Origin of the sequence: Pedobacter jamesrossensis (assembly GCF_042650905.1) — a bacterium.
In the GTDB taxonomy this organism is placed as follows: Bacteria; Bacteroidota; Bacteroidia; order Sphingobacteriales; family Sphingobacteriaceae; genus Pedobacter; species Pedobacter jamesrossensis.
The window spans coordinates 30371-53278 of the sequence record NZ_JBHSBY010000036.1 but is presented as its reverse complement, the minus strand read 5'-3'; the positions used below and the strand labels follow the sequence as shown (position 1 = coordinate 53278).

Here is a 22908-nt window from a genome sequence, read left to right as displayed (position 1 = left end):
TCAACTGCTAACATTTTTTCTTCTGATGTTCTCATATATTTCTTTTATGCAAAGAAAAACATCGCGAAAGTTATTTAAAAGATGTACTTGGTAGGCTGCTTACATCCATTCCTATAAAATCTTTGTAAAAGTTAAGGCATTGTCTTAGAAGCTCAATTTTTATGGCGATTATATAGCTCATAAGCCGATGTGCTATAACTTTATTAAACTTTTTAGCGTGTGTAATGGCAAACGATTTGTCCTCCCTCTCATATAAGAGAATTCTGCGCAAAATGTCATCCTTAGAAATATGGGCAATGTCGTTAAGGTAGTTATACATTTCCCGATATGTTACTGGTGAGTTTTGAACATTCGGGACTCTTCCATACTTATTCCGTCTTAGAGTAATCTCGGTGAGTCTTGTGATTATTTCAAAATCCTGCTTAATCACGCCACTCGCTTTGATGTAATTCCCCTCGATAACCAAGCCATAAGAAACATTAAAACCCTGTCTATATGCTGCGAAAAGCTGCATTTTTTCATTAAGTCTCGTATCCCAACTTCGCTTTCCCCTGGAAAATTCTGAAACCAAAAAACACATTGCCGCATCACAGAGTTTTAATGGTTGCAACTGCTCATCCCCGAAGAAGCTTAATGAAGCCAATTCGCATTCTTTATCATAAGCCTGAGAAATTTGCTGTTGCTGCTCAAAATGATTTAAAAAGTTAATAATTTCATCCGAAGACCAGTTTTCGTTATTCATTATTTTATGAATCTATTAAACCTATATCAATTAAAACATAATTTACCACAGTGCTTTACTCTACTTATCATCCATAACCACCTGATTATCTTACAACTATTAATAATTTTTTGTACTGAAACGCCTAGTAGTCTTATCTAAAAAATCATGAAGGAGTAGCATCTTTTATGAGAACCTAACGAAGTCAAGCTCATAGATTTAGAATTCGATTTTGATTATTAATTATATTTTTTAAAATTTTCAGCCTGTTCGAAAATTTCTTTGTAAACCTCATCACGATCAATTGGTGGATAATCATTTTCGGCTAACAGGATGATTAAATCAACTTTTAACTCTGCTTTAATATCCTCCCTTTTACTCCAGTCGGTGTATTTGGCTTTATCATCAACTACATCTTTTACCTTTTGGGCTAAATGAATTAATTTATCCTCTGGATAGGCAAAATCATATTTAATGGCTAAGGCTTTTAATATATCGTAAAATGCCTTTTCTTCGAAATCAATTCCTAGACCTTTGAAAGAATCTTTTTCCTTTTTTAGGGCATAATACAAATCAATAATTTCGTCTGTAAAATCTTCTAAAACTTCACTTCTTAAAACGTCGTTTTCTTTACGTTCGTTGTATTTGTCTACAATGAACTGAAGTCGCTTTGAAAAATCTATACCGGTAACTTTATTTACTTTTTTAACATCATCAATTGCTTTCGCCAGTAGTTTTTGCAATAATTTAATTTTGGTATTAGGTAGTTTTATTTTATCAATCTTTGCCATATAATCCTCGGAAAAGATATCTACTTCTGTTTCGTTATCATCTCCAAGTTTGAATATCTCTTCAACGCCTTCGCTTTCTATTGCATCTTGAAGCATTTGGCGGACTTTATTATTCATTTGGGCCGCATCAGGTGCCACACCCTTTGTTAACTTGTAAATAATAGCTCTGATGGCTAAGTAAAAATGAATTATATCTCGTTCTTCGTTTTTGAAAATGCCACTACCCGAACAAATATCATAAGCAGACTTTAAGCGTTTTACGATATACATAAAACGCTTTTCAAGTTCTTGAGTGAGTTGCACAAATTCGGCAGACTCATTTAAACACTTAAGTTGTTCTACCGGGGTTCCATGAAAATATTTTGAAGAATCGAATTTATGAAATAGTTTATTCAAAAGGTCAAGTTGATCTTTTACAACCACAATTGATTGTTCAATATCTTCAATATTTTGCGAATCCCCTTTACCATATTGTGCTAAGGCTAAATTTAGCTGCTTCTTGATTCCAATGTAATCGACAACCAAACCCTTATTTTTTCCTTGAAATTTCCTATTAACCCGGGAGATGGTTTGAATTAGATTGTGTCTTTGAATGGGTTTGTCAATATACATGGTATCTAAAAACGGAACATCGAACCCTGTGAGCCACATATCTACAACAATGGCAATTTTAAAGTTAGATTTTTCGTTCTTAAATTGACGATCAAATTCTTTGCGGTCGTCTTTTGTGCCTAATAACTTATATAACACTTCATCATCATCCTTACCTCTGGTCATCACCATTTTTAGGCGTTCCATCGGTTTAATTTCTTTTTGCTCCTTTTCCGACAGCACAACATCATCTGGGGCAATTTTTACTTCAGCCCAATCAGGGCGTATGGCTAAGATATTTTTGTATAACTCAAATGCTATTTGTCTACTACTACAAACAAACATGGCTTTGCCTTTTACTGTTGCTCCCTCAGCAATTCTATTTTCATAATGGCGGACAAAATCTTCGGCAATGGCTTGTAAACGTTTTGGATCTCCAATAATGGCATTCATTTGTGCCATCGCCTTTTTGCTCTCTTCTATTTGATTTTCATTACTTCCATCCTCTGCACACTGTGCATAATAAGCTTCTATTTCTTCAAGCTTATGGTTATTAAGCAAAACCTTTGCAGCACGACCTTCATAAACTATCCTAACCGTAATTTCATCATTAACCGATTCTGTCATAGTATAAGCATCAACTATATCACCAAATACATCAATCGTTGCATCAATTGGGGTTCCGGTAAAGCCTACATAAGTGGCGTTTGGCAATGAGTCATGTAAGTACTTCGCAAAGCCGTAAGTTTTAGTAATGCCCTTCTCAGTAATATTTACTTTCTGATCTAAATTGGTTTGACTTCTGTGCGCCTCATCGGAAATACAAATCACATTAGTCCGATCTGTAAGTAATTTCGTATCCTCCGTAAACTTGTGTATGGTGGTTAAGAAAACACCACCGCTGTTTCTACCTTGCAATAGTTCTCTTAAATTACTCCTGCTTTCTACACTAATAACGGTTTCATCGCCAATAAATCCTTTGGCATTGGTAAACTGACCGGAGAGCTGATCATCTAAATCAGTTCTATCCGTAATTAAAATTATAGTTGGACTACCAAAGTATGTGCTTTTCATCAACATTCTACTCAAAAAAAGCATGGTGTAACTTTTACCACATCCTGTGGTGCCAAAATAAGTCCCACCTTTACCGTCTCCATTAGGGCGTTGGTGCAATTTTATGTTTTCGAAAAGCTTAACTGTAGCGTAGTATTGAGGATAACGACAAACAATCTTTTCATTTTTCTTCGAGCTATCTGGTAGGTAAATGAAATTACGAATAATATCCCTCAATCTGATTCGGTTAAACATCCCTTGTATCAAGGTGAACATGGCATCAATACCATCAACCTCGGTTTTCATTCCCTCAATTTTTCGCCAGGCGTAAAACAATTCATAAGGCGCAAAGAATGAACCGGCCTTGGTATTCACCCCATCACTAATCACACAAAATGCATTGTATTTGAATAATTCGGGAATATCTCTTTTATAGCGTACGGTTAATTGCTCATAGGCATTGTGTATGGTGGTATCTTCTTTAATTGCAGATTTAAATTCAAATACGACTAATGGCAAACCGTTGATATACAATATCAAATCTGGAATGCGCATCTCATAGCCTCTAATGGCCAATTGATTTACAATTTTGTAAATATTTTGATCTGATACTGAATAATCAATTAGTTGAATATAGATGTCTTTTTTGAACCGATCTTCACGTTTAAGCAAAAAACCATCTGAAACCATTTTCATAAAGGTTTTATTGCTCTCATACAAATCGGAAAAGGGTAGACGCTCTAAATCCCGAAGAATGGATTTAATTTCATTTTCCGTAATCTCTTCGTCTTGATACTGAGTACGCAGATAGGCTTTTAAATCTTCATCAATTAGAACTTTATCGCTAACGATATTACCATATACTACAACAGGCTCTTCAAGGAAATTTGTTGTGGTTTGGCGCGCTGCATTGCCTACCTGATGAACCATTCGTTCGTCTTGAAGTAAGTTAATAAATGCATGCTCTAATTGCGATTCGGTAAATTTCATGCTATATAATCGATGACCAGCAACATAATCTGACCGATTTCTGTTGTAAAATATTTCTGCAACGGACTGTTAGGGACGTTTGGTAATGTTCGGTTCAATGCCTTCAAATTTATTAACGGTTCTATGTATCGTTTAAAGTTATCATTGTGCCTTTTTAAACCTAAACATTCTTCTTGGATCTCCTTATTTGATCTTGGCTTTCCCGAAAACCTTAAGATTTCAATTTGTTCTGCCGTAAGTTGCTCTGCTAACTTGGCATATTTTTCTATCTGCTTTTCAGTTGGCATTTTGAATTCAACCATCACCTCGCGTTTTACTTCACCTAGGCTATTCAAACTAGCTTTCAGATGTTCCATCAAGTCTTTTGCTTTAGCTTGGTCGTTAACTTGGTCGTCTACTTGGTCGCTAGCTTGGTCGTTAATTTGGAAAGACATCCTTAAAAAATGGTCTGTGAATTTGAAACATTCTTTTGGATAGCTTTTTAAGATACGAGGAATGCCTGAACCTAATTGCTCTACCAAATCCAAGTCCTTATAGATCCGCATAATCTCCTTATTTCTTGGCACAGAAAAGCCTTCAAAGAACTCTTGTTGGCTCAAACCATCAGGCAACCCTCCTGTAGAAGTAATTTCTATTCGATCATCAAATAACTCAAATTTTGGCGGAACTTCAGTGGTGTAATCATTATGTACAAATGCATTAATAATGGCTTCTCGTAGAGCAATTGCATCCCAATACCTGGTTTCCTTTCTTTCTCTTGCTGTAATTTGAGTAACGGTTTTGTTTTCTAAATCTACTTTATCTAAAACCTGTTTAGTGGCTTTAATTAAAGATTCATAACCATACTCATTGCGCTCCACAAGATTAGCTCTAGTTTCGCCTTTATATTTGGCTAACTTAATAGATGTGCTATTTTTATCGGAGATTAAATAAGCGACGTAATTATAATACTCATCTGCATTGAGTAGTTCCAAATTGGCAGCAAAATTATTATTCAATCTTTTACCTACTCCCTCATAGTAGATCTTTAACTGCTCAAAACTTAAATTTTGATGGTTAGATTTAATTTTGCTGATGGAGTTTCTTGTACGCTTGGCAAACAGCGTATCAATCATTTTTTGAGGCATAGGCTCCGATGCCGTACCAATTCTAATAAAAGCCCCTTTCTCTGTCATACCGTATTTCCGTAGAAAATAAGGCTTTTCGCTGCCACTGGCTATTATAATTTTAATAATATCCAAGCCATCTTTATCCTCACTAACTACATCAAATAAGCCTAAGCAAGAAGGAGCAATATTATGTTTTAAGCGGTCCTTTATTTTTAATTGATCGCCATCACTATCTGCAACACCTGTAGTTTTACCTACTTTATCAATCCCAATGTAAATTACCCCACCTTCTTTATAATTTAAAAAGGCTATAACTTCTTTTTCTAACGAATCGGTAAGTTCTTTTTTATATTCTATACGGTTGGTTTCTGACATTTTGATTTTAAACTATTTAAAAAGGCAAATCTCCGTTATCATCTGAAACATCCGCTTCTGTTGAAGAATACGCGTCAGATACTTCCTCTATTTTAATTTTCTCATTGAACTTGGCATAAATCTCTTCTAGAGTTTCTCCAATAAGCTTTATTTTTGCATCACTCTTTAATAAGCTATTGGGATCTTCAAATTGAATTTCTAGCTCTCTCTTAATTTCAACAAACTCTGTTAGTTTTATTAAAAGAGAATTCAAGTCAATATCTGATTTGATATCAAGATTAATTGATGGAAACGACAAAGAACCATCCTGCATATCGAAAGAAAGTAGTATTTGCTCAGTCTCAAAAATATGTTTTATGACAATATTACTCATAAATTTATGATTGAATTAATTTTTTAATGTTGTATTTCCTAGCCCTTTGATCAAAAATATAGTGACCACCATCCAATACTTCACATATTTCTTTCTGATGTACTTTTTCTTCTAGTACAAATTGTTGGTATTTTACCTTATTCTCATCGTTTGTACACATAATTATATTCTCTGCATCTCCATAAACCACAATAGATGGATTATGAGTGACTAGGAAGATTTCTTTTTTGAACTTTAAGTCTCTTATTATATCAATTAAATTGTTTGTTATAAATCTATTCCCCAAATTGTCTTCTGGTTGATCGATGAATACAATTTTAGAATTGCCATTTTTTAATATTGTTTCTAAATATTTTTCAGAATTGAAACCAGGAGAATTATTTTTGGATGAACTATCTTCTGAATATTTTAAATATTCCATTGGTTTATCAAAACACTCATGAATCGGCCCTAATAGTGTTACTATTTTCTTTCGTAGATTATCAGGAGAATTATCAGGGAAGTTTTTAATCTTAATTTGTGAGTTAGCTAACTTCACTAATGAATCATACACACTTTTGGGAGGTAATCCGGCAAAATTTAAGCCATCAAAAATCTTTTTATTAATATTATCTTGATTTTCAATCTCTAAAACGACTGTAACCTCATTATTGATATTAATTTCTTTACTAAAATTATATGAATAGCTATCAATCAACAAACAATGATCCTGAAAGCGCTTTAATAAATCAAATAAGTCAAATATGTTATCTTTTAATAATCTAAGTCGATGGTTTGAAGATTCCTTTTCTCTACCTTTTAAATCTAAAGTTTCGTTTTTAGATTTAATTATTTCGTTTACACTTCTAATTAAATTGCCCTTACTGAGATGACGTTGTTGAACTATGTCAAAATCATTTTTCTTAGAAGTTACCAATTTTTTAAAATCATCAACTAATTTAAGCTCCAAATCGATTAGCTCCCAGTTTTCATTTACTTTAAAGTCATCAATATTATTCAATAATTCATTTAGCAGTTCAGAAGATTTATCAAATGTTTCTTTTTTATTTTCAACATTATTTATTGCCTTAAAGAAATAACTAGTATCAAATATTGATTCAATATCCCTATGATGTAATGTAAAATTCGAATTTAAACTATCAATTAATTCTGAATATAAATCAATTAATTTATCAACTAGTTCACTTAGTCCATTTTTTTCTCCCTTGAAATATTCTAAGGCAAATTTATATTCTTCGGATTTTCCAGACTCCTTTATTAAATCTTTCAAAGAATTATTTTCAAAATAGTTAACAATATCTCCTTGATTAATGTATATAACGTCACTTAGGTTATAAGTGATAGAGGATTTGTAGTCGGTATCTAAAAAACTTTTAATTTTTATATCTGAAACATCTAAAGTATATTTATTTAAATCACTTTTACTATTACCTATTTTATTACCTAAAATATTAAAAAGCAAGCTTTTTCCACTTGACCTACCGCCAATAATAACGTTAAGATTTGGGCTGAAGAAAACATTAGCATCTTCAATTAATTTGTTGTTTTTTATTTCTATACTATGTAAGAAATTATCAAATCGTTTAAGTACTTCAACTTCGCTATATTTTTTTATTCTTGACTTTGGGTCAATAAATGCAAAACGAATTGACTCGAATGTAGGTTGCCCTTTTATGCAATAAAACTCATGATCATCACCATCTTTATTTGTACATGGATATCTATCACAATTATGATTATCGGAAAAATTAATATATGGTATATCGTCCTTTTCTTGAAAATCAAAGCTTTTCAATAAATCGAAACCCTCATTATATTTTTGCCTTACACTTTCTTTTACTTTCTCAAAAGCACTCGGCATTAGTAAAACCATTTGTTGACATAATTTCATATCATATCCTCTATATGGGTCTAGAATACTTTTCGTATTACCAGCATGAGGTATAAAGAAAAAGTTAAACTCGTTGAACAAATCATACAAATCGTCAATAACAATTTTTCTATCTGTATCTAATAGTCTCTTAGCGATGTATAAATCTTCTATTTTTTTTGAAATTATCTTGACATCATCGATAGAGTTATTGTCAAAAATTATCACACTGTGATATGTTCTTGGTGTCCCTGATTCTGGAACTTCGATATCGAATTCACACCCAATTAGTAGTTCTGGATCGCCTGCTTTAAAATTGGTATAGTAATTTTCGTATGCGTCAACATTAATTATATTATGATCAGTTAATGAGAACAATTTGATATCGTTATCAAGTAATTTCTGTTTTAAAACATTAATATCAAAATGTCCTTGATAATCATTTGTTTTTGTTTTCTTACTAAAATCAGTATGGATGTGAAGATCAACTTTAAACCAATCAGAATAAATATTCATAATATAAGTTTTATTGAAAAGTTAATGTCGTTCAGTAGATATTTTTGTTCTAAAATATTTGATTTCAGTAAAATAAGTTGATATTTCATTTGAGCGATAATTTGTGATTTGTTAAATCAATTACACTAATTCTATTTCATGTTTCTTTATAGTGATCGAATCCATTACTCCCTTCATAAGAATAGGACAAAGAGGCTTGATTGTTTCTTTAAGCTGTTTATTTATTCTTTTCCTAGATTCAAGAGTGTGGTATAATGCGACTATTGCTTCCTGTATCTTTAAATCTGGGATAGGGATACTAATTTCTTTAAAACGATCCCATTCGAGACTTGCACGGACTGTGCTATCACTTATAAACCAACCATATCTATTGAATTCAGGTCTATAAAACCATAACATTAGGAATTCAGGAATAACAACGCTTTTATTAATAACCTCAAATACAAGATAAGCTGGTGAAATAATAGCAGGTTCTTTTTTCGAATAAAGCACTACTCTTACTGTCTCGTCTCTGCCTACTTGCATTGCACTATAGGCAAACTGGTCTTTTTTTATAATTTTATATTTAGACAAATCCGTCTGGCTTACATTTGCTTTGGATGGCATAAAAACTTTGTTTACGTTTATTCCGAGCAACTTTTTTATTTCAGTAAAGTCATTTCGAACATCTACCAGTTTAATTAATTTATTTAAGGGTAGATGATAGTCGATTTTTTTCAATTTATCCATTGAAGAATTACAAATCAACTGTAAATCATTTAGACTCTTCTGATATGTTTCTTGATTGGCTAGTAAACCAGAATAAATTGCAACATATTTTAATTGCTCATCTATGTTTGGAATAGGAATTTTAATTTCACAAAAGCGTTCCCATTCTAAACTAGCTCGAACAGTACTATCACTAATAAACCAGCCGTATCTGTCAGACTCAGGCTTTTGAAACCACATCATCATATAATCGGGCAGGAGCTGTTTTTCATCTAACAATTCTATAACTAGATACGCTGGAGAAATTATAGCTGGCACATCTTCTTTGTATAGTGCAAGTCGAATTGTTTCATCCCTACCTACTTGCATTGCACTGTAGGCAAATTGATTTTTTTTAATAACTTTATATTTTGATAAATCAGTTTCAGAAACATTCGCCACAGATTTCATAAAGTTTTTGGTGATATTTATCCCTAATAAATTATCAATAGCTAAATCTTTATTTCTATTATCTATTAATCTTATGTAATCTCCAATTCGTTTATAACTCATAACCTAATGTTTTAAAAGCGCTTATTAGTTGGTCCTGAGATTGTTTTTCTTCATTCAATAACACTTTAAATTCTTTTTGAATCCGTTTCATTTCTTTATCAAAATCTATGGAACTATCTCTGTCAACAAATTCGATATATTTACTTGGAACGAGGGAGAAATTATTTTTTTGTAGTTCTTCAAAACGCGCTGAATAACAATATTCGGGAACATTTTGATAATTGGTTTTACCATCTAACTGTTGCCAATTATGATAATTTTGGGCAACTTTAGCAATATCTTCGCTAGTTAATTCAATGAATTGCTTTTCCAATTCGGAACCCCATTTTCTTAAGTCCATAAAGAGTATTTCATTTTCTCGATTTCTATATCGTTTGATTCCTCCGTTTACTTCAAACTCTCTACTTTTTTTGTTTTTATTCAAAATCCAAAGCGTTACGCTTATATCGGTAGTATAAAAGGTATTTCTTGGAATAATAACAATAGCTTCAACCAGATCATTTTCAATTAGTTTTCTACGGATTTTGTATTCCTCGCCACCACCACTTAATGCCCCATTGGCTAAGATAAATCCTGCCACACCATTTTCAGAAAGTTTACTCACCATATTTAAAATCCATGCGTAGTTCGCGTTGCTAGCCGGTGGCACATCATAACCTCGCCAACGAGGGTCATCTATGAGTTCATTGCTTGCCCGCCAATCTTTTTGGTTAAATGGTGGATTAGCCATAATATAATCTGCTTTTAAATCTGGGTGTTGGTCACGTCCAAAGGTATCTTCAGGAATATCTCCCAGGTTGGCAGAAATTCCCCTTATCGCTAAATTCATTTTAGCTAATTTATATGTTGTTGCAGTTTGTTCTTGACCATAAATAGAAATCTCTTTCTTATTGCCATGATGGTTTTCTATAAACTTTATCGACTGCACAAACATGCCTCCTGAACCACAAGCTGGGTCATAAATTATACCCTTATATGGCTCAATCATTTCGGCTATGAGATTTACGATGGTTTTCGGCGTATAAAACTCCCCTTTACCTTTTCCTTCAGCAATGGCAAATTTTCTTAAAAAGTATTCATAAACTCTTCCAACAATATCTTGTTCCTTGTCCTTAATCGTATTTATATTATTAATAGTATCTAACAGGGCTGAAAGTTTGCTTATAGAAAGATTTAAACGAGAGAAATAATTATCAGGTAAGGCACCTGTAAGCGCAGGATTATTTTTTTCAATGGTGTGTAACGCAGTGTCAATCCTTAACGGAATATCATCTTGTTTAGAATTTTCAATTATGTAACTCCAACGAGATTCTTCAGGCAAAAAGAAGATATTCTTCATATTGTAGAATTCTTTCATCTCCAAATATTTATGTTTCCCTTCTTCAACCAATTCTTTTCTGCGCTCTTCAAACTTATCGTTCGAAAACTTCAAAAAAATCAACCCCAACACAACGTGTTTATATTCTGATGATTCTACTGTTCCACGAAGTTTATTTGCAGAATCCCACAGGATTTCTTCGATGGATTTACTTTCTTTTGCCATTAATTAATGTTTGTTATTTGTTTTTTTTAGGAATGAACTGAGGTTCATTCAAAGTAATCGCACTAAATTAGCTAATATATTCAATAGATTTATCTATGAAAAAGCTAAGATAGGTAAGTGAAGCGGCCTTAAACTATGGTTTCCCGTAATCTGCGAAAGTCAGTAGAAGATATTGAGAATTGAAAACTCGATATAGCTCTATACTAGATACTAGTCAGAGGTTCGTGATAAATGAATTGCGTTCCTAGTTTGGACTCAATTAAATCAAGAATTAATAGTTATGCTGTATAATGAATAATTTAAGGACGCTTTTTTACTGTTTAGACTTCAAAATTTCGACCTTTTCTCGTTCACTGATTAACAATTTTTCGTAGAGTTTTTTATTTTCTTCATACAACTCTATCACTTTTTCTAGTGGATTGAACGTAACCTGATATCCAACATTCGCACCAGTATTATTTGAGTTTTCGTAGTTATTCTGGATATTATAGATCATTTTTTCTTCATCGAAATTTCTAATCGAATCCGCTGGAAGCCCCAAAACTAGAGCAATTTTTTCTAGTGTTGAATCCTCTATGACTTCGCTCTGTTCAAGTTTGCTAACAGATTGTTGACTAATGCCCAATTCTAACGCTAATGTGTCTTGCTTCATCCCTCTCAGTTCCCTTAAACGGCTAATTTTCCGACCTAAATGCATGCGAGTATTTTTTTCTGAGGTTTCCATATTCCAAATATATCTAAAATTTTCCTTTGGTAAAAAACAACCAAGCTATTGTATAAAACAATCTGTTATGGTTCGGTACCGCTATGTTGATTTAGAAATTAGAAGAAACAAATTGAAAAATCCATGACAGTAGCAAACTTAAGCCGCACAGAATTCATTTCGGCTCGACTAAATTCATTCATTGAATTATTGGTAAAGAAATTTGAGCCATTGAAAATTTATTCATTTTGCAGAATTATAAAATCCAATAATCGAACAGGTTGCTTTATAACTTGTATAGAGAAAGACGAGCCACACTATTTTCTGCTAATGATCATGGAAAGCTCAACCAGGAATGAACATGAAGCCCAAGACTTTTGTCGTTCACACTTTAATGAGGGTAAAATCACTATTCTTTCGCATGGCGTTGAGACAATCAAGGAGTGTATCCAAAAAAACAATAGGTTTTTCATTACGATATTAAACGAAGGGAGGCTTCTCTATAATAATACTGGAATCCTGGCGCAAGACACCGAGATCCCATTTGACCCCAGCCAAAACTTTGAAAAGGCTAAAAAGCATTTTGAACATCGGATAAAATTGGCTCAAGGTTTTTTAGATGCGGCAGCAGATAGTTATGCCAATCAACATTATTCCATTGCCGTTTTTTTGACCCACCAGGTCATCGAACAATGTACCATTGCATTGATCAGGGTAAATCTTGCTTACAGGTCAGATATTCATCACTTAGGCCGTCAACTCGATCTCTGCTGTTGCTTTTCAGAAGAACCTTCTAATCTTTTTAGAACCACAAAAAATGATCTTTCATTATTTGAAATTTTACTAAGGAGCTATTCCCAGGCAAGATATAAGGATACTTTTAAAGTTGATTCAGACGATGCTGATAAACTTGTATCAAAAGCATATGCATTCTTCGAACTCACCAAAAAGATTTGCACCAATAAAATAGCTGAGTTTAAATTGCAAAACGAGGTGCAAATAGAAATGGAGGTAGGTTTTGAATAATTTAACTCCCAAGATACCTTCTCACAGGTTTTTCAAACTTCCTTTTAAAAAAGGAACCCGAATGCTGGAAAGACAAACCCTGGATTCTTTGTCAGAATTCAGGCCACCAAAACGCGGTTACCTTTCTGTCAATGTGAAACATTTGGGTTTTGTTAACGAGATACTTTCCGCCTCTATCAGTATCGAAAAAGAAGATCTCGAAATGGTATACTTTAAAGTCACTCAGGATCATTTACTTATCAGCTGCAGTGTGGATACAGATGAATTTTATTTAAGCAGAAATGCCTACTTTTTTCTAAATAAATATTTATGGTTTTATCATGAAAAAAGCTTTGAAGATTATTACTACCCGGATTTCTTTGATACTGATAATGGAACTTCGAAATATCTGAAAATCGCGAGCAATAGCAAGGGGCTAACCATTAAACTAAAAGATCCATTTAGGAATCTTTTTAAACCAGGCGTGTCACTTCCAATTGTTCCATTAGAAAAGGAGGCACGAACCAATATTTTCATTGAGCCTCAACTATCAGATTCGTTAGGAAATGAAACAACCGTTATCGCCTATTGTATTTTAGACCCCTTGAACCTGCACGAGAGATACATTGAAGAAAAAGAGCTAACCCTGCTCGTTCCCTTTACAGCAACACTAAATAATGACAAAAGAAAGTTTAAATCTTTATTGACATACCTAAACAGCAAAACAATATCGGACAATTTAGACCCCAATCCAGAGCAGCTTAATCTGAACGACATTTGTGAAAAAATGTGGGAGAACTCTTTCTATTTTCAAATGAAAAACCATAAGGACGAAAATTATAGCAGAACCTTTTCCGAAAGAAAGAAACTACAGTTTGATCTTTGGAAAAGTGCACTTCCGCTAATGATAAACGAACGGTTCATTAGCTATCAATGGATTTATGGCTTAAGATACATAAAAGGAAAGCCGACAAAAAAAGATATTCGATTCTGTCAGGTTACGAGTGATATACCTCAACTCAAATTTTTTCTTATTGACAAAGGAGAATACTATTTCCTTGACCTCAAATTTATGGTTAATGGCAAGCTCTCCAATTTTGCGCCAATTTTTAACATGTTTTTTTTTGCTGCTGCAGAAAAGGAGCCGATGAAGTTTTACTTGTTAGGCTCGATGGCTGATGCTGAAGTCGTATCTTATTTCTCAAAAATAAGTTTTCGGTTGCCTGTACTAAAGAAACATTATGATATCCACTTGAAGCCCCTTGTTCAACAGATTGAGCAAACCTATGGCGTAACAAAAAGATAGTCCTACACCGAGTGCCTGTCCATTCTGGAATTTTAGAATGGGCAGGATTTTTTTCGTAGATGTAAAACGCAAACCTGAGGCGGGTTGAGTGGCAGGGTTTGCAGGCCACAAATGCGTGGTGGGTAATTATCAATTAGCTTTTTTCTGCTTATCCTTTAAATTCTTTTTTGATTTCTGTGCCGTTTCATAATCTTTTTTAGCCTTGGCTTCCTTTAAGCTTGCCTCGATTAACACCTGCTGCTGATGGATTTGGAGATCAGCGTTTTTCATCAGGTTATCTTTGTCTTTCAGGTAATGCCCGTCAATTTCAATGGATAGCTCAGGGTAGGCACCGCGTATAACCTTAAATTTATCTGATTCAGTTTTGAGCTCGCTGTTCCTTAAGATTAAAGAGATGGAACTTCCTAAGGAAATTGCAACAACAAGAAAAATAATTATTGCACCAACAAAATAGAACTTTGATTTTATCTCATGGTGATGTTCGTGCTTTACCTTAAATGCTTCAGGTAACTGCTCTATTTTTTGCTTTAACTCATTGATCGAAACTGAAAATCTATTAAGCTCTTCAATGGAAGGCATTATCTCTTCAACAGGAGTAGTAATTGCAATCGCCTCATCCGCCTTCGAATTCTGATGCGCAATAATAGCCGATAACTTTTCATCCTGGAATTTCAGCTGACCGATAAGCAGATCCATGATCTCTTCTATGTTTTCTAATTTTTCATTTATCTTTTCCATTAACTTGCATTTAATTTGTAATTACCTGCCTCTTCCCTGACTTTGTTCTTCATCATAACTGGTTCCTCTTTTTTTCTTTTTCCTTGGCTCTGGTTCAGCGTGAATCGGCGAGAACGTCGGACTAAATAGAATTTCTAATACTTCAGTGAGTTTAGAGTGTTCACTAAACGTCCCTTTATTAGCAGAACTTTCAACAAATTCCCTTTCTGGCAAGCTTAGTTTGGTAGAATCCTGCTGAACAGATATATCCTGAAAAAAGGTATTAAGCTTACCATAACTGAGCGACCTGTCGACTTCAGAACCTTTAAAAATATATTCTCCGCTCTTGAATGAAATGCCCTGTATTTCGTTGCTACCGTTCTTATATTTGAAAACCATTTCAATACCGGCATTGGCTAGTTTACTTCCAAAGCTCTCCCAGTCTTTACTACTTTTTTGTGCTGATTTAATTTGGTCAAAAAGCAGGTACCGGATCTTATCGCTCCCTTTGAGCGCCTTTCTGTTAACTTTGTCTCTATCCTTTGCCATAAATAACCCATGCTTTACGGTTAATTCTTTGCACGCCGAAACGTTTTTTTTAAACTGGAACTGGTCAGAAATTGTCTTGCCATCATTATCCACCCGATTATAAATTATATGTAAATGGGGGTGATGGTTATCATTATGCCGGACAACAAGCAACTGCGTATTTCTTATGCCCATGAGCTTCAAATACTCCATTGCCATTGCCAACATATTTTCGTTACGCAATTTATCTCTATCAACTTCACTCCAGCTAAGGGAAATATGGGCTACCGCTTTTGAAAGCTCAGGATTCATCTTTCTTTGCAAATCAAAATCCCTTACAATGAGGGATGGATTATCCATCCTGATCCCATCCCCATGAAGAATCTCTGCATCCTTCTTATTTACCACATAGCGAACACAACCACCGAAACTTTTTCCAATTACAACTTTTCCTATCATTCCCTGAAATACTTAGCAATCAATTCATGTATCTCACCTATCAACTCCCTACACTTTTTCTGGAACACCAATAGTCCTTGCTCATGAGAAAGCTTGGTTAGCTGGTTCAGGTTGTTTGCCATTCCTGCAAGTATCCTGAATACCTTCAAATCCTCAGGACTTATTCTTGGTGAAACCTTTCCCGCTTTAGCCGCCTGGCGAAACCAGTCACTGATTTTAATCCCAGCCTTATTCGCCTTTCCCTCAATGATAAAATGGTCCGTTTTGCTCAATCTCACCATAATAATTTTTTCTCGTTTTATCTTCTTTACCGGCCTGCCCCCTTTGGACTTTCCGGCACTAAATAGTTCTTCCATCAGTGTTTTAATTTTTCTTCACCTACTTTTTGCGACCATCGGGAGTAAAAAGGCAAGTTCTTTTTCGCTGAAGCGAAAAAGGTTTTTGTATAGCAAAAACATAAACTTGCTCCCTCAGAACTTTTAAAAACCCGGTCAATATATTGTGTGGGGTTTGCCTGTAGAAATCTCGGAATGCGTTGCTCCTGCGTTTGTAATCTAGAAGAAATAAACAACGAAGCTGTGAATTGAAATATATCAAATCGAAAGCCCTTTCTGTTTTTGAATCGCTGCTTGAACTGACTCCATAGTGTACAAAACTCTCCTTCCGATTCTATTTGGAATTAGGATTTCTGCCTTTTCCCAATAATAAAGGGTTGTTAAGGAAATTTTCAAAATACGCCTGGTTTCATCTCTAGTTTTATAGATGAGAGTATCATCCTTATCTTTTAAAGGAAGTGGGTTAGAGTTTTTAAAAAACTCAAAAAGAACTTCTTTTACTTTTTCGGAAAGAATTTCCTTGAATTCCGAATCCGAATAACTTGTTAAAACTTGTGCCATATAATTGTTATTTAATGCACAAGATTCATTAGGATAAAAAGAGTGATACCCTCATTTTTTTTGAATAGATAAATCAGCCCTTAGGAAGGTTGTTTACTGAATTAAGATGATTGAGTTTTTGACAAATCGCATTAGTTTGTAAATACAACAATTGCCATCATTTACAGTATAGTAGCTGACAGATGGTACTTAATTATAAAACTTGTTTGTTTACTAATAAATGCCGAAGCTATATATCTACAAGGATCTGGACTTTAAGTTCTAAAATCATCATTCGCGACTCTTAGAAAAGACGATCAGATGGGACTATGATCAAGAAATGGGGGTTGAGACACTATGGTACATGCCAGTGATACTAGCGAAAAAAGCTCATTAAGTTGGTATAATTATTATGAGGAAAAATTAAGGATGGCAATCATTCGGTTGAAACACAGTAGCTAACTACCTATTATTATATGTTATACTGCAACCACTGAAAGATGCGTAATTACATAAATTAAATATGATTTTTGGCTTTCATTAAAAAGTAGGATTCTCAGAGAATAATCTAATAGACTTTTAAGCACTATCCAATGTGGTTCCACTCTTTTTGCCTCTGGAATGCACATCTGATGGGGCTTGATCTCATAATTTAACTTGAGTAATTTTTCCAACTCTTTAAGTTGCTCTTCAATCAAAAAGTAGTCCTTATTGGAAGAATGCGCAAGAAATATTTCCGAAAGAATTTCCTTTTGCTCGGCAAACTGCTGAAAAAAAACCGAGTAAATATTTTTTTTTGCCTTAACAATCTGATCGAATAAATGTATCCTTTTATTATCATATGCACTAGAAATCCAGCTCGCTTCTATCATTTCCGTGAAATCGATCCATTTGTTTTCTGATTCAAAGAAAACGTCTTTAATTTTTTTTACGATAATTAATGCATAAAATATTGAATTACTCTCATTTTTTAGATCTTTACCGTACTTTTTGGTAATGGTACTAAAGAACTTAAAGAATGGAACCACGAGGCCTTCTCCTCCAAAAATCAATGAAAAATCTATATTTACTGGATAGTGGGGCCTGATCCGGTTCGGTTGGGCATTAAAAATTCCTTCTATTTTGGAAATTAAAGGTTTTGCGAAGTTTTGTCGATCTAACTGCAAAACAAGGTACAAGGTTTCTCCTGATGAAGAATCGTCCCCTAATGGTCTTGATCTAAAGACAAAATGTGATATTATATCTTTCGACAGCAGTTGAAAAGAATTTTGAATCCATTCATATACTTTGAAAAAGTCTTGAGTTGCCAGTAGATTGATAATCAGGTAGTCAGATTTTAATTCTATCAATCCAGAATATCTGCTGTATCCGTTGTCTAAACGGCCCAAAGGAACCAACTCTACACGTATCAAATCTAGTAGGGCACACGGATCTAATGAATTGCTAAAATTTCTAAATTCATTGAGAAGTTTAGTGGATAGGGAGGGGTTGAACAAATTCATTTGCCTAGCCAGATGTTTATGGTTGTTAACCCAGCGCAAATTTGATTCAAGATAATACTGTATAAATGTTTTGTAGAGTTCTTGGCCAAGCATCATTTTCTCCTCACCTCGATTATTACCAGACAAATCAGAGACCAAATTCATGATATTTACCTTGTATAAATTCAACTCACTGTATGTGCAACGTCGCGGGCCTTCGATATAAAGTTTTTTGCATTCATTAATGAGATCCATTAAATATTCTCCATTATCCAAAAGTATCAATCCCTTGGCAAAACAACCAATATGAATCCCTGTTCTAACAAACCAATCATACCATAAAATCTCATCGACTTTAGAAACAGGAATATGAACAAGCTGGATTTTCTTTCCCTCCCACATAAAGAGTTCGCTAAATACATAATCTCTGGTGTAAGTTAGAAGATAAATATCATAATCAGACTCATCACTCGCATAGCCATCAACCCTGCTGCCCGTAAGAAATGCGACATAAACATCTGGAAATTTTTCTTTAACAAATGTTAGTAATTTTTTATTAAGATTTGTAATCATTTATACCTTGAAATCTTTTTTAAAACTAACATTTTAGTAGCTTTAAAAAAAATATTTTAATATGAAAAATCTAACTGAATTAATGCTCTCTTTTCCAGAGATGGAAGAGTCTGAGAAGCAATCGACAAAAGGTGGCTCTGATGACTATTCTGGCTGGAGCTGGAGTAGCGGCGGATGGGGAAATTGGACACAAGACGGACAGGGAACTTATAATGGTGGAAACTTGGGAACAGGAGCCACAATAAGACCAGATGGCAATAACACGCCAGGAGGACAATATGGATGGAGTCCTTATAATGGACAGACAAACCCATATAGTGGCGGTGGAGGCGGAAGCACTGGGGGCGGTGATGGCGGGGGTTCTGGAGAAGGAAGTACTGGAAGTGATAGCTCTATTGCCTCAACCTTTAAAAATGCTTTTATGGATATTATGAGAGACTGGTGGAACAGTCCAACCATGCGAACCTATTTTCCTGATATTGTAAGTATAAACCTTTCTTCAAGTCGTGTCTTGGGAGTTGGTGCTAGTGGAACCCTCGCGATAAATATTATTACAAGGGGAAATCCAAGCCTTTCGGCTACCTTTACAGAAGGAGTAAAAGTTGGACTTCATGCTGATGCATCTGTAAATGCATCTGTCGGATGGATAATTGGTGATGTCAAGAATGCCTCATTGGACGGGATTCTCGGAAGAGGGGTTGAAGGAAGTCTTGATTTTGAAGCTGTTGGAGTTGGCGGTTGGACATCAAATAATGGTAGTACTGGGATGCCTACATGGGTAGGTATGAGCATTGGAGTCGGCCCTGGTGAAGGAGGATCGGTAGGTGTTACCGATACACATCTTCTTTATATCAATGGGGTTCCGTTAAAATTGGATTAAATGAAAATAAATATTTGGTTTGCCATTGCTTTTTTCGGCTTATTTTTTGGAATTACTGCTGTTATGTATTTTAACGGGCGTAAAGTCCTTGAGACGACAAACTTCACAGGAATAATTGAAAAAGTAAGTTATGATGAAAAAAACATACCAGATGTAACAGTTAAAGGTATAACCTATAACCTTACCCCGCTCAGAAAAGAATTTAAGGAAAAGGTTAGAGTAGGTGATTTGATAGAGAAAAAAAAAGGCATATCTGTTTATAAGATTACAAAGCAGAAGACCGGTGAAATAATTAACTTTGAGTTTTAAAAAAAAATATGTCAAATTTTAGAAATTTCTTTTCTTACATCACTTGTTGCTTTCTTTTCTATAGTTGTACTTTTAGCACGACTAAATTAAATGAAAAAGCTGACCAATTATTGGCGGAAAAAATTACGGGCGAATTCTACCACGCAATAAGGGAGAAGAAGTATACTAGTTCTGTCAATTATTTTTCTGAGGCATTTTCAAAGAAAACGGACACTGTCAAGCTCTTCAAATTTTATAGAGATTATGAGAAGAAAACTGGCATAATTACCAAAACGTCTCTTGTTAGTTGCCAAACCAAATCCATAAAAGAACGGGACACTATATACAAATCATTTGTTGTGATCTATCATGTTGAAAGATCGATAAAGCCTACTGAGGAAAGGTTTATCCTTAAATCAACAGGTAATGCCGAGCCGAGGATTTATCGCTACGATATTGACGATAAATCCAAATAAGCTTTTCTTTCCAAAAGAGCGTACGGTGCCGGCTAGATTCGACTATTGTACGCTCTATTGCTAACCTCAATATTCTGTGAGGCCTCGCACCAAAAAGTCTTATAGACTGATACGCACTCTTAATAACACTAAATTGATAAAATTACGCTCCTTTCCAAGTGATAGGCAATTGGACAAGATGGACTGCGGACCGGCTTGTTTGAAAATGATTGCTAAGTATTATGGTAAATTCTATTCCCTTCAATATCTGAGAGATAAATGTGGCGCGACAAAGGAAGGCGTTTCGTTTTTGGACATCAGCAATGCTGCAGAAGAGATAGGTCTTCGTAGCCTTTCCATAAAATGTTCAATTGACGACCTGCTATTTAGAATTCCTCTACCGGCCCTAGTTCATTGGAATAAAAGCCATTTTGTTGTTATCCATAAAGTTAGAGCAAGCAAAAGAAAGAAAAAAAATGAAAGTTCGTCCGTAGCTTCAAAACAGATAAATAACGCTGATGGGTCGATATATGTATCTGACCCTGCAAAAGGTCATATTAAGTATGGGGCCAAAGATTTCTCAGACAAATGGATCAAATCCGGTAGTGACATGGGAAAGTTGATGGCTTTAGAGCCACAGGCAGACTTTTATCAGAGGCAAGGTGATGAAAAGCTTGAACGTCGCAAAACATTTGAAAACTTCATTGGCTACTTTACGCCTTATAGGAAAAGCTTTATTAATCTCTTCATCGTCATGTTGCTGGTAACAATTTTGCAGGGATTACTTCCCTTCATAAGTAAGGCTGTTATTGATGTAGGAATACAGACACATGATATCGATTTTATAAACATAGTCCTAATTGCTAATGTTGCCATAATAGTCAGTGTCCTTCTTAGTAATCTTGTTCGAGACTGGATTTTGTTACATGTAACCTCAAGGGTCAACATCGCTTTGATATCTGACTACCTTATCAAGCTAATGCGTTTGCCCATCACTTTCTTCGAGAATAAGATGACTGGCGATATTTTACAGAGAGCCCAGGATCATGAACGTATCAGAAGTTTTGTAATGAACAATTCGCTCAACATGGTTTTTTCAGCACTTACATTTATAGTTTTTGGAGTAATAATGTTCATATACAATCCTGTAATATTCTATATTTTTTTGGCTGGAAGTATAATTTATGTCGCATGGGTACTTGCATTTTTAAACGTTAGAAAAAAACTAGATTGGGAATATTTCGATCTTGTAAGTAAAAACCAGAGCTATTGGGTTGAAACAATAGCTAGTATTCAGGATATAAAAATAAATAATTATGAAAAGCAAAAAAGGTGGAAATGGGAGGATATTCAAGCTCGTTTATACAAGGTAAACTTAAGGGTTTTGGGAATTACGAATACCCAAAATTTAGGTGCGCAGTTTATAGATAGCCTTAAAAACTTATTTATTACATTTTATTGCGCGAAAGCTGTGATCTCTGGTGAAATAACCTTTGGAGTCATGATTTCTACCCAATTTATCATAGGTATGCTTAATGCCCCCGTTGTACAGTTTATTCAGTTTATTATATCATTTCAATTCGCTAAGATCAGTTTCTTGAGACTTAACGAGATACATCAGTTGGATGATGAACATGAAAATGTTGGTAGTAATAATATAGATTTGCCAGAAAACAAAAGTCTGATCATCAACAATGTGATGTTTCAGTATTCACCAAACAGCAAAATGGTATTGCAAGGTGTAAGACTAGTTATTCCAGAAGGAAAAGTAACCGCTATAGTTGGAGATAGTGGTAGTGGCAAATCAACTTTCTTAAAGTTATTACTTCGTTTGTATAAGCCAAGTTATGGAGAAATCATGATAGGTAGCATGAATATCAATAATATCAGTCTGAGGCAGTGGAGAGATAAATGTGGTGCAGTTATGCAGGATGGTAAAATATTCAATGATACCATCTTGAACAATATTGTCCTTGATGATGAAAAAATAGATTACGGCAAACTAAAAAAGGCATTAGAAACAGCCAATATTGCTCAAGAAATTGAAATGCTTCCCCTTGGGTATCAGACTATGATGGGAGAACAGGGAAGAGGTCTGAGCGGTGGACAGAAACAAAGAGTTCTTATTGCCAGGGCACTGTATAAAAACCCTGATTATTTATTTTTTGATGAGGCAACTAACAGTCTTGACACTATAAACGAACAGAAGATAGTAGCAGCTTTAGATGATGTGTTTAGAGATAAGACCGTAATAGTTGTTGCACATAGGTTGAGTACCATTCGCAAGGCAGACCAGATAATAGTCATGCAGGACGGACGTGTAATCGAAATCGGGAACCACAACTCTTTGATGGAAAGACAGGGGCATTATAATAGATTAGTGCAGTCTCAAATGGACTTGACCAGTACTGTTTTGGTTGAGGCAGATAAAAATAATCAAAATTAG

At 34.5% G+C, this 22908-nt stretch carries 18 protein-coding genes; 5 read left to right on the top strand and 13 right to left on the bottom strand.

Translation table 11 applies throughout. From position 1 onward, the window contains the following. Positions 1-70: 70 nt before the first annotated feature. From ACFOUY_RS08185 to ACFOUY_RS08150, 8 genes are all read right to left on the bottom strand, one after another. Positions 71-742 carry a hypothetical protein gene (locus ACFOUY_RS08185; RefSeq protein ID WP_378960009.1) on the bottom strand — a complete coding sequence of 224 codons (672 nt, stop codon included), beginning with the start codon at positions 740-742 and terminating at the stop codon, positions 71-73. A gap of 218 nt (positions 743-960) precedes the next feature. After that, positions 961-4146 carry a type I restriction endonuclease subunit R gene (locus tag ACFOUY_RS08180; RefSeq protein ID WP_378960008.1) on the bottom strand — a complete coding sequence of 1062 codons (3186 nt, stop codon included), beginning with the start codon at positions 4144-4146 and terminating at the stop codon, positions 961-963. Continuing rightward, positions 4143-5630: an RNA-binding domain-containing protein gene (locus ACFOUY_RS08175; protein WP_378960007.1), complete on the bottom strand. Its 1488-nt coding sequence runs from the start codon at positions 5628-5630 to the stop codon at positions 4143-4145. The genes ACFOUY_RS08180 and ACFOUY_RS08175 overlap by 4 nt, the downstream gene beginning before the upstream one ends. 16 nt (positions 5631-5646) lie before the next feature. After that, entirely contained in the window at positions 5647-6003 is a 357-nt protein-coding gene (locus tag ACFOUY_RS08170) for a hypothetical protein (protein ID WP_378960006.1), read from the bottom strand. 4 nt (positions 6004-6007) lie between these two features. Next, on the bottom strand, positions 6008-8389 hold the full coding sequence (locus ACFOUY_RS08165) for a hypothetical protein (RefSeq protein WP_378960005.1): 2382 nt from the start codon (positions 8387-8389) through the stop codon (positions 6008-6010). 120 nt (positions 8390-8509) lie between these two features. Further along, complete coding sequence (locus ACFOUY_RS08160; protein ID WP_378960004.1) at positions 8510-9649, bottom strand: restriction endonuclease subunit S; 1140 nt, start codon at positions 9647-9649, stop codon at positions 8510-8512. Then, positions 9639-11192 carry a type I restriction-modification system subunit M gene (locus ACFOUY_RS08155; protein ID WP_378960002.1) on the bottom strand — a complete coding sequence of 518 codons (1554 nt, stop codon included), beginning with the start codon at positions 11190-11192 and terminating at the stop codon, positions 9639-9641. Before ACFOUY_RS08155 ends, ACFOUY_RS08160 begins: the two co-directional genes overlap by 11 nt. A gap of 313 nt (positions 11193-11505) precedes the next feature. Then, entirely contained in the window at positions 11506-11916 is a 411-nt protein-coding gene (locus ACFOUY_RS08150; protein WP_378960001.1) for a helix-turn-helix domain-containing protein, read from the bottom strand. Between the two features lie 123 nt (positions 11917-12039). Here ACFOUY_RS08150 and ACFOUY_RS08145 point away from each other — a divergent pair, with 123 nt between their 5' ends. Beyond that, positions 12040-12921 carry a HEPN domain-containing protein gene (locus ACFOUY_RS08145; RefSeq protein ID WP_378960000.1) on the top strand — a complete coding sequence of 294 codons (882 nt, stop codon included), beginning with the start codon at positions 12040-12042 and terminating at the stop codon, positions 12919-12921. A 61-nt stretch (positions 12922-12982) separates the two neighbouring features. Then, on the top strand, positions 12983-14206 hold the full coding sequence (locus tag ACFOUY_RS08140; protein WP_378959999.1) for a hypothetical protein: 1224 nt from the start codon (positions 12983-12985) through the stop codon (positions 14204-14206). Positions 14207-14335: 129 nt separating this feature from the next. On the opposite strand, the gene ACFOUY_RS08135 is transcribed toward ACFOUY_RS08140, so the two are convergent. The 5 genes from ACFOUY_RS08135 to ACFOUY_RS08115 all read right to left on the bottom strand — a co-directional run bounded on the left by ACFOUY_RS08135 (position 14336) and on the right by ACFOUY_RS08115 (position 18839). Beyond that, positions 14336-14944, bottom strand: coding sequence for a hypothetical protein (locus ACFOUY_RS08135; protein WP_378959998.1), 609 nt, complete (start codon positions 14942-14944; stop codon positions 14336-14338). A gap of 21 nt (positions 14945-14965) precedes the next feature. Then, complete coding sequence (locus tag ACFOUY_RS08130) at positions 14966-15910, bottom strand: relaxase/mobilization nuclease domain-containing protein (RefSeq protein ID WP_378959997.1); 945 nt, start codon at positions 15908-15910, stop codon at positions 14966-14968. Beyond that, the gene (locus tag ACFOUY_RS08125) at positions 15907-16266 is read right to left on the bottom strand and encodes a plasmid mobilization protein (RefSeq protein ID WP_378959996.1); all 360 of its coding nucleotides are present in this window, start codon (positions 16264-16266) and stop codon (positions 15907-15909) included. The genes ACFOUY_RS08130 and ACFOUY_RS08125 overlap by 4 nt, the downstream gene beginning before the upstream one ends. Before the next feature lie 237 nt (positions 16267-16503). Then, on the bottom strand, positions 16504-16806 hold the full coding sequence (locus tag ACFOUY_RS08120; protein WP_378959995.1) for a hypothetical protein: 303 nt from the start codon (positions 16804-16806) through the stop codon (positions 16504-16506). Positions 16807-17264: 458 nt separating this feature from the next. Continuing rightward, positions 17265-18839 carry a nucleotidyltransferase domain-containing protein gene (locus ACFOUY_RS08115; protein WP_378959994.1) on the bottom strand — a complete coding sequence of 525 codons (1575 nt, stop codon included), beginning with the start codon at positions 18837-18839 and terminating at the stop codon, positions 17265-17267. Between the two features lie 61 nt (positions 18840-18900). Here ACFOUY_RS08115 and ACFOUY_RS08110 point away from each other — a divergent pair, with 61 nt between their 5' ends. The 3 genes from ACFOUY_RS08110 (at position 18901) to ACFOUY_RS08100 (ending at position 22908) form a co-directional block, all read left to right on the top strand. Next, positions 18901-19719, top strand: a complete 819-nt coding sequence (locus ACFOUY_RS08110; protein ID WP_378959993.1) for a hypothetical protein — start codon at positions 18901-18903, stop codon at positions 19717-19719. Next, positions 19720-20028, top strand: coding sequence for a hypothetical protein (locus tag ACFOUY_RS08105; RefSeq protein ID WP_378959992.1), 309 nt, complete (start codon positions 19720-19722; stop codon positions 20026-20028). Positions 20029-20616: 588 nt separating this feature from the next. Continuing rightward, complete coding sequence (locus ACFOUY_RS08100; protein WP_378959991.1) at positions 20617-22908, top strand: peptidase domain-containing ABC transporter; 2292 nt, start codon at positions 20617-20619, stop codon at positions 22906-22908.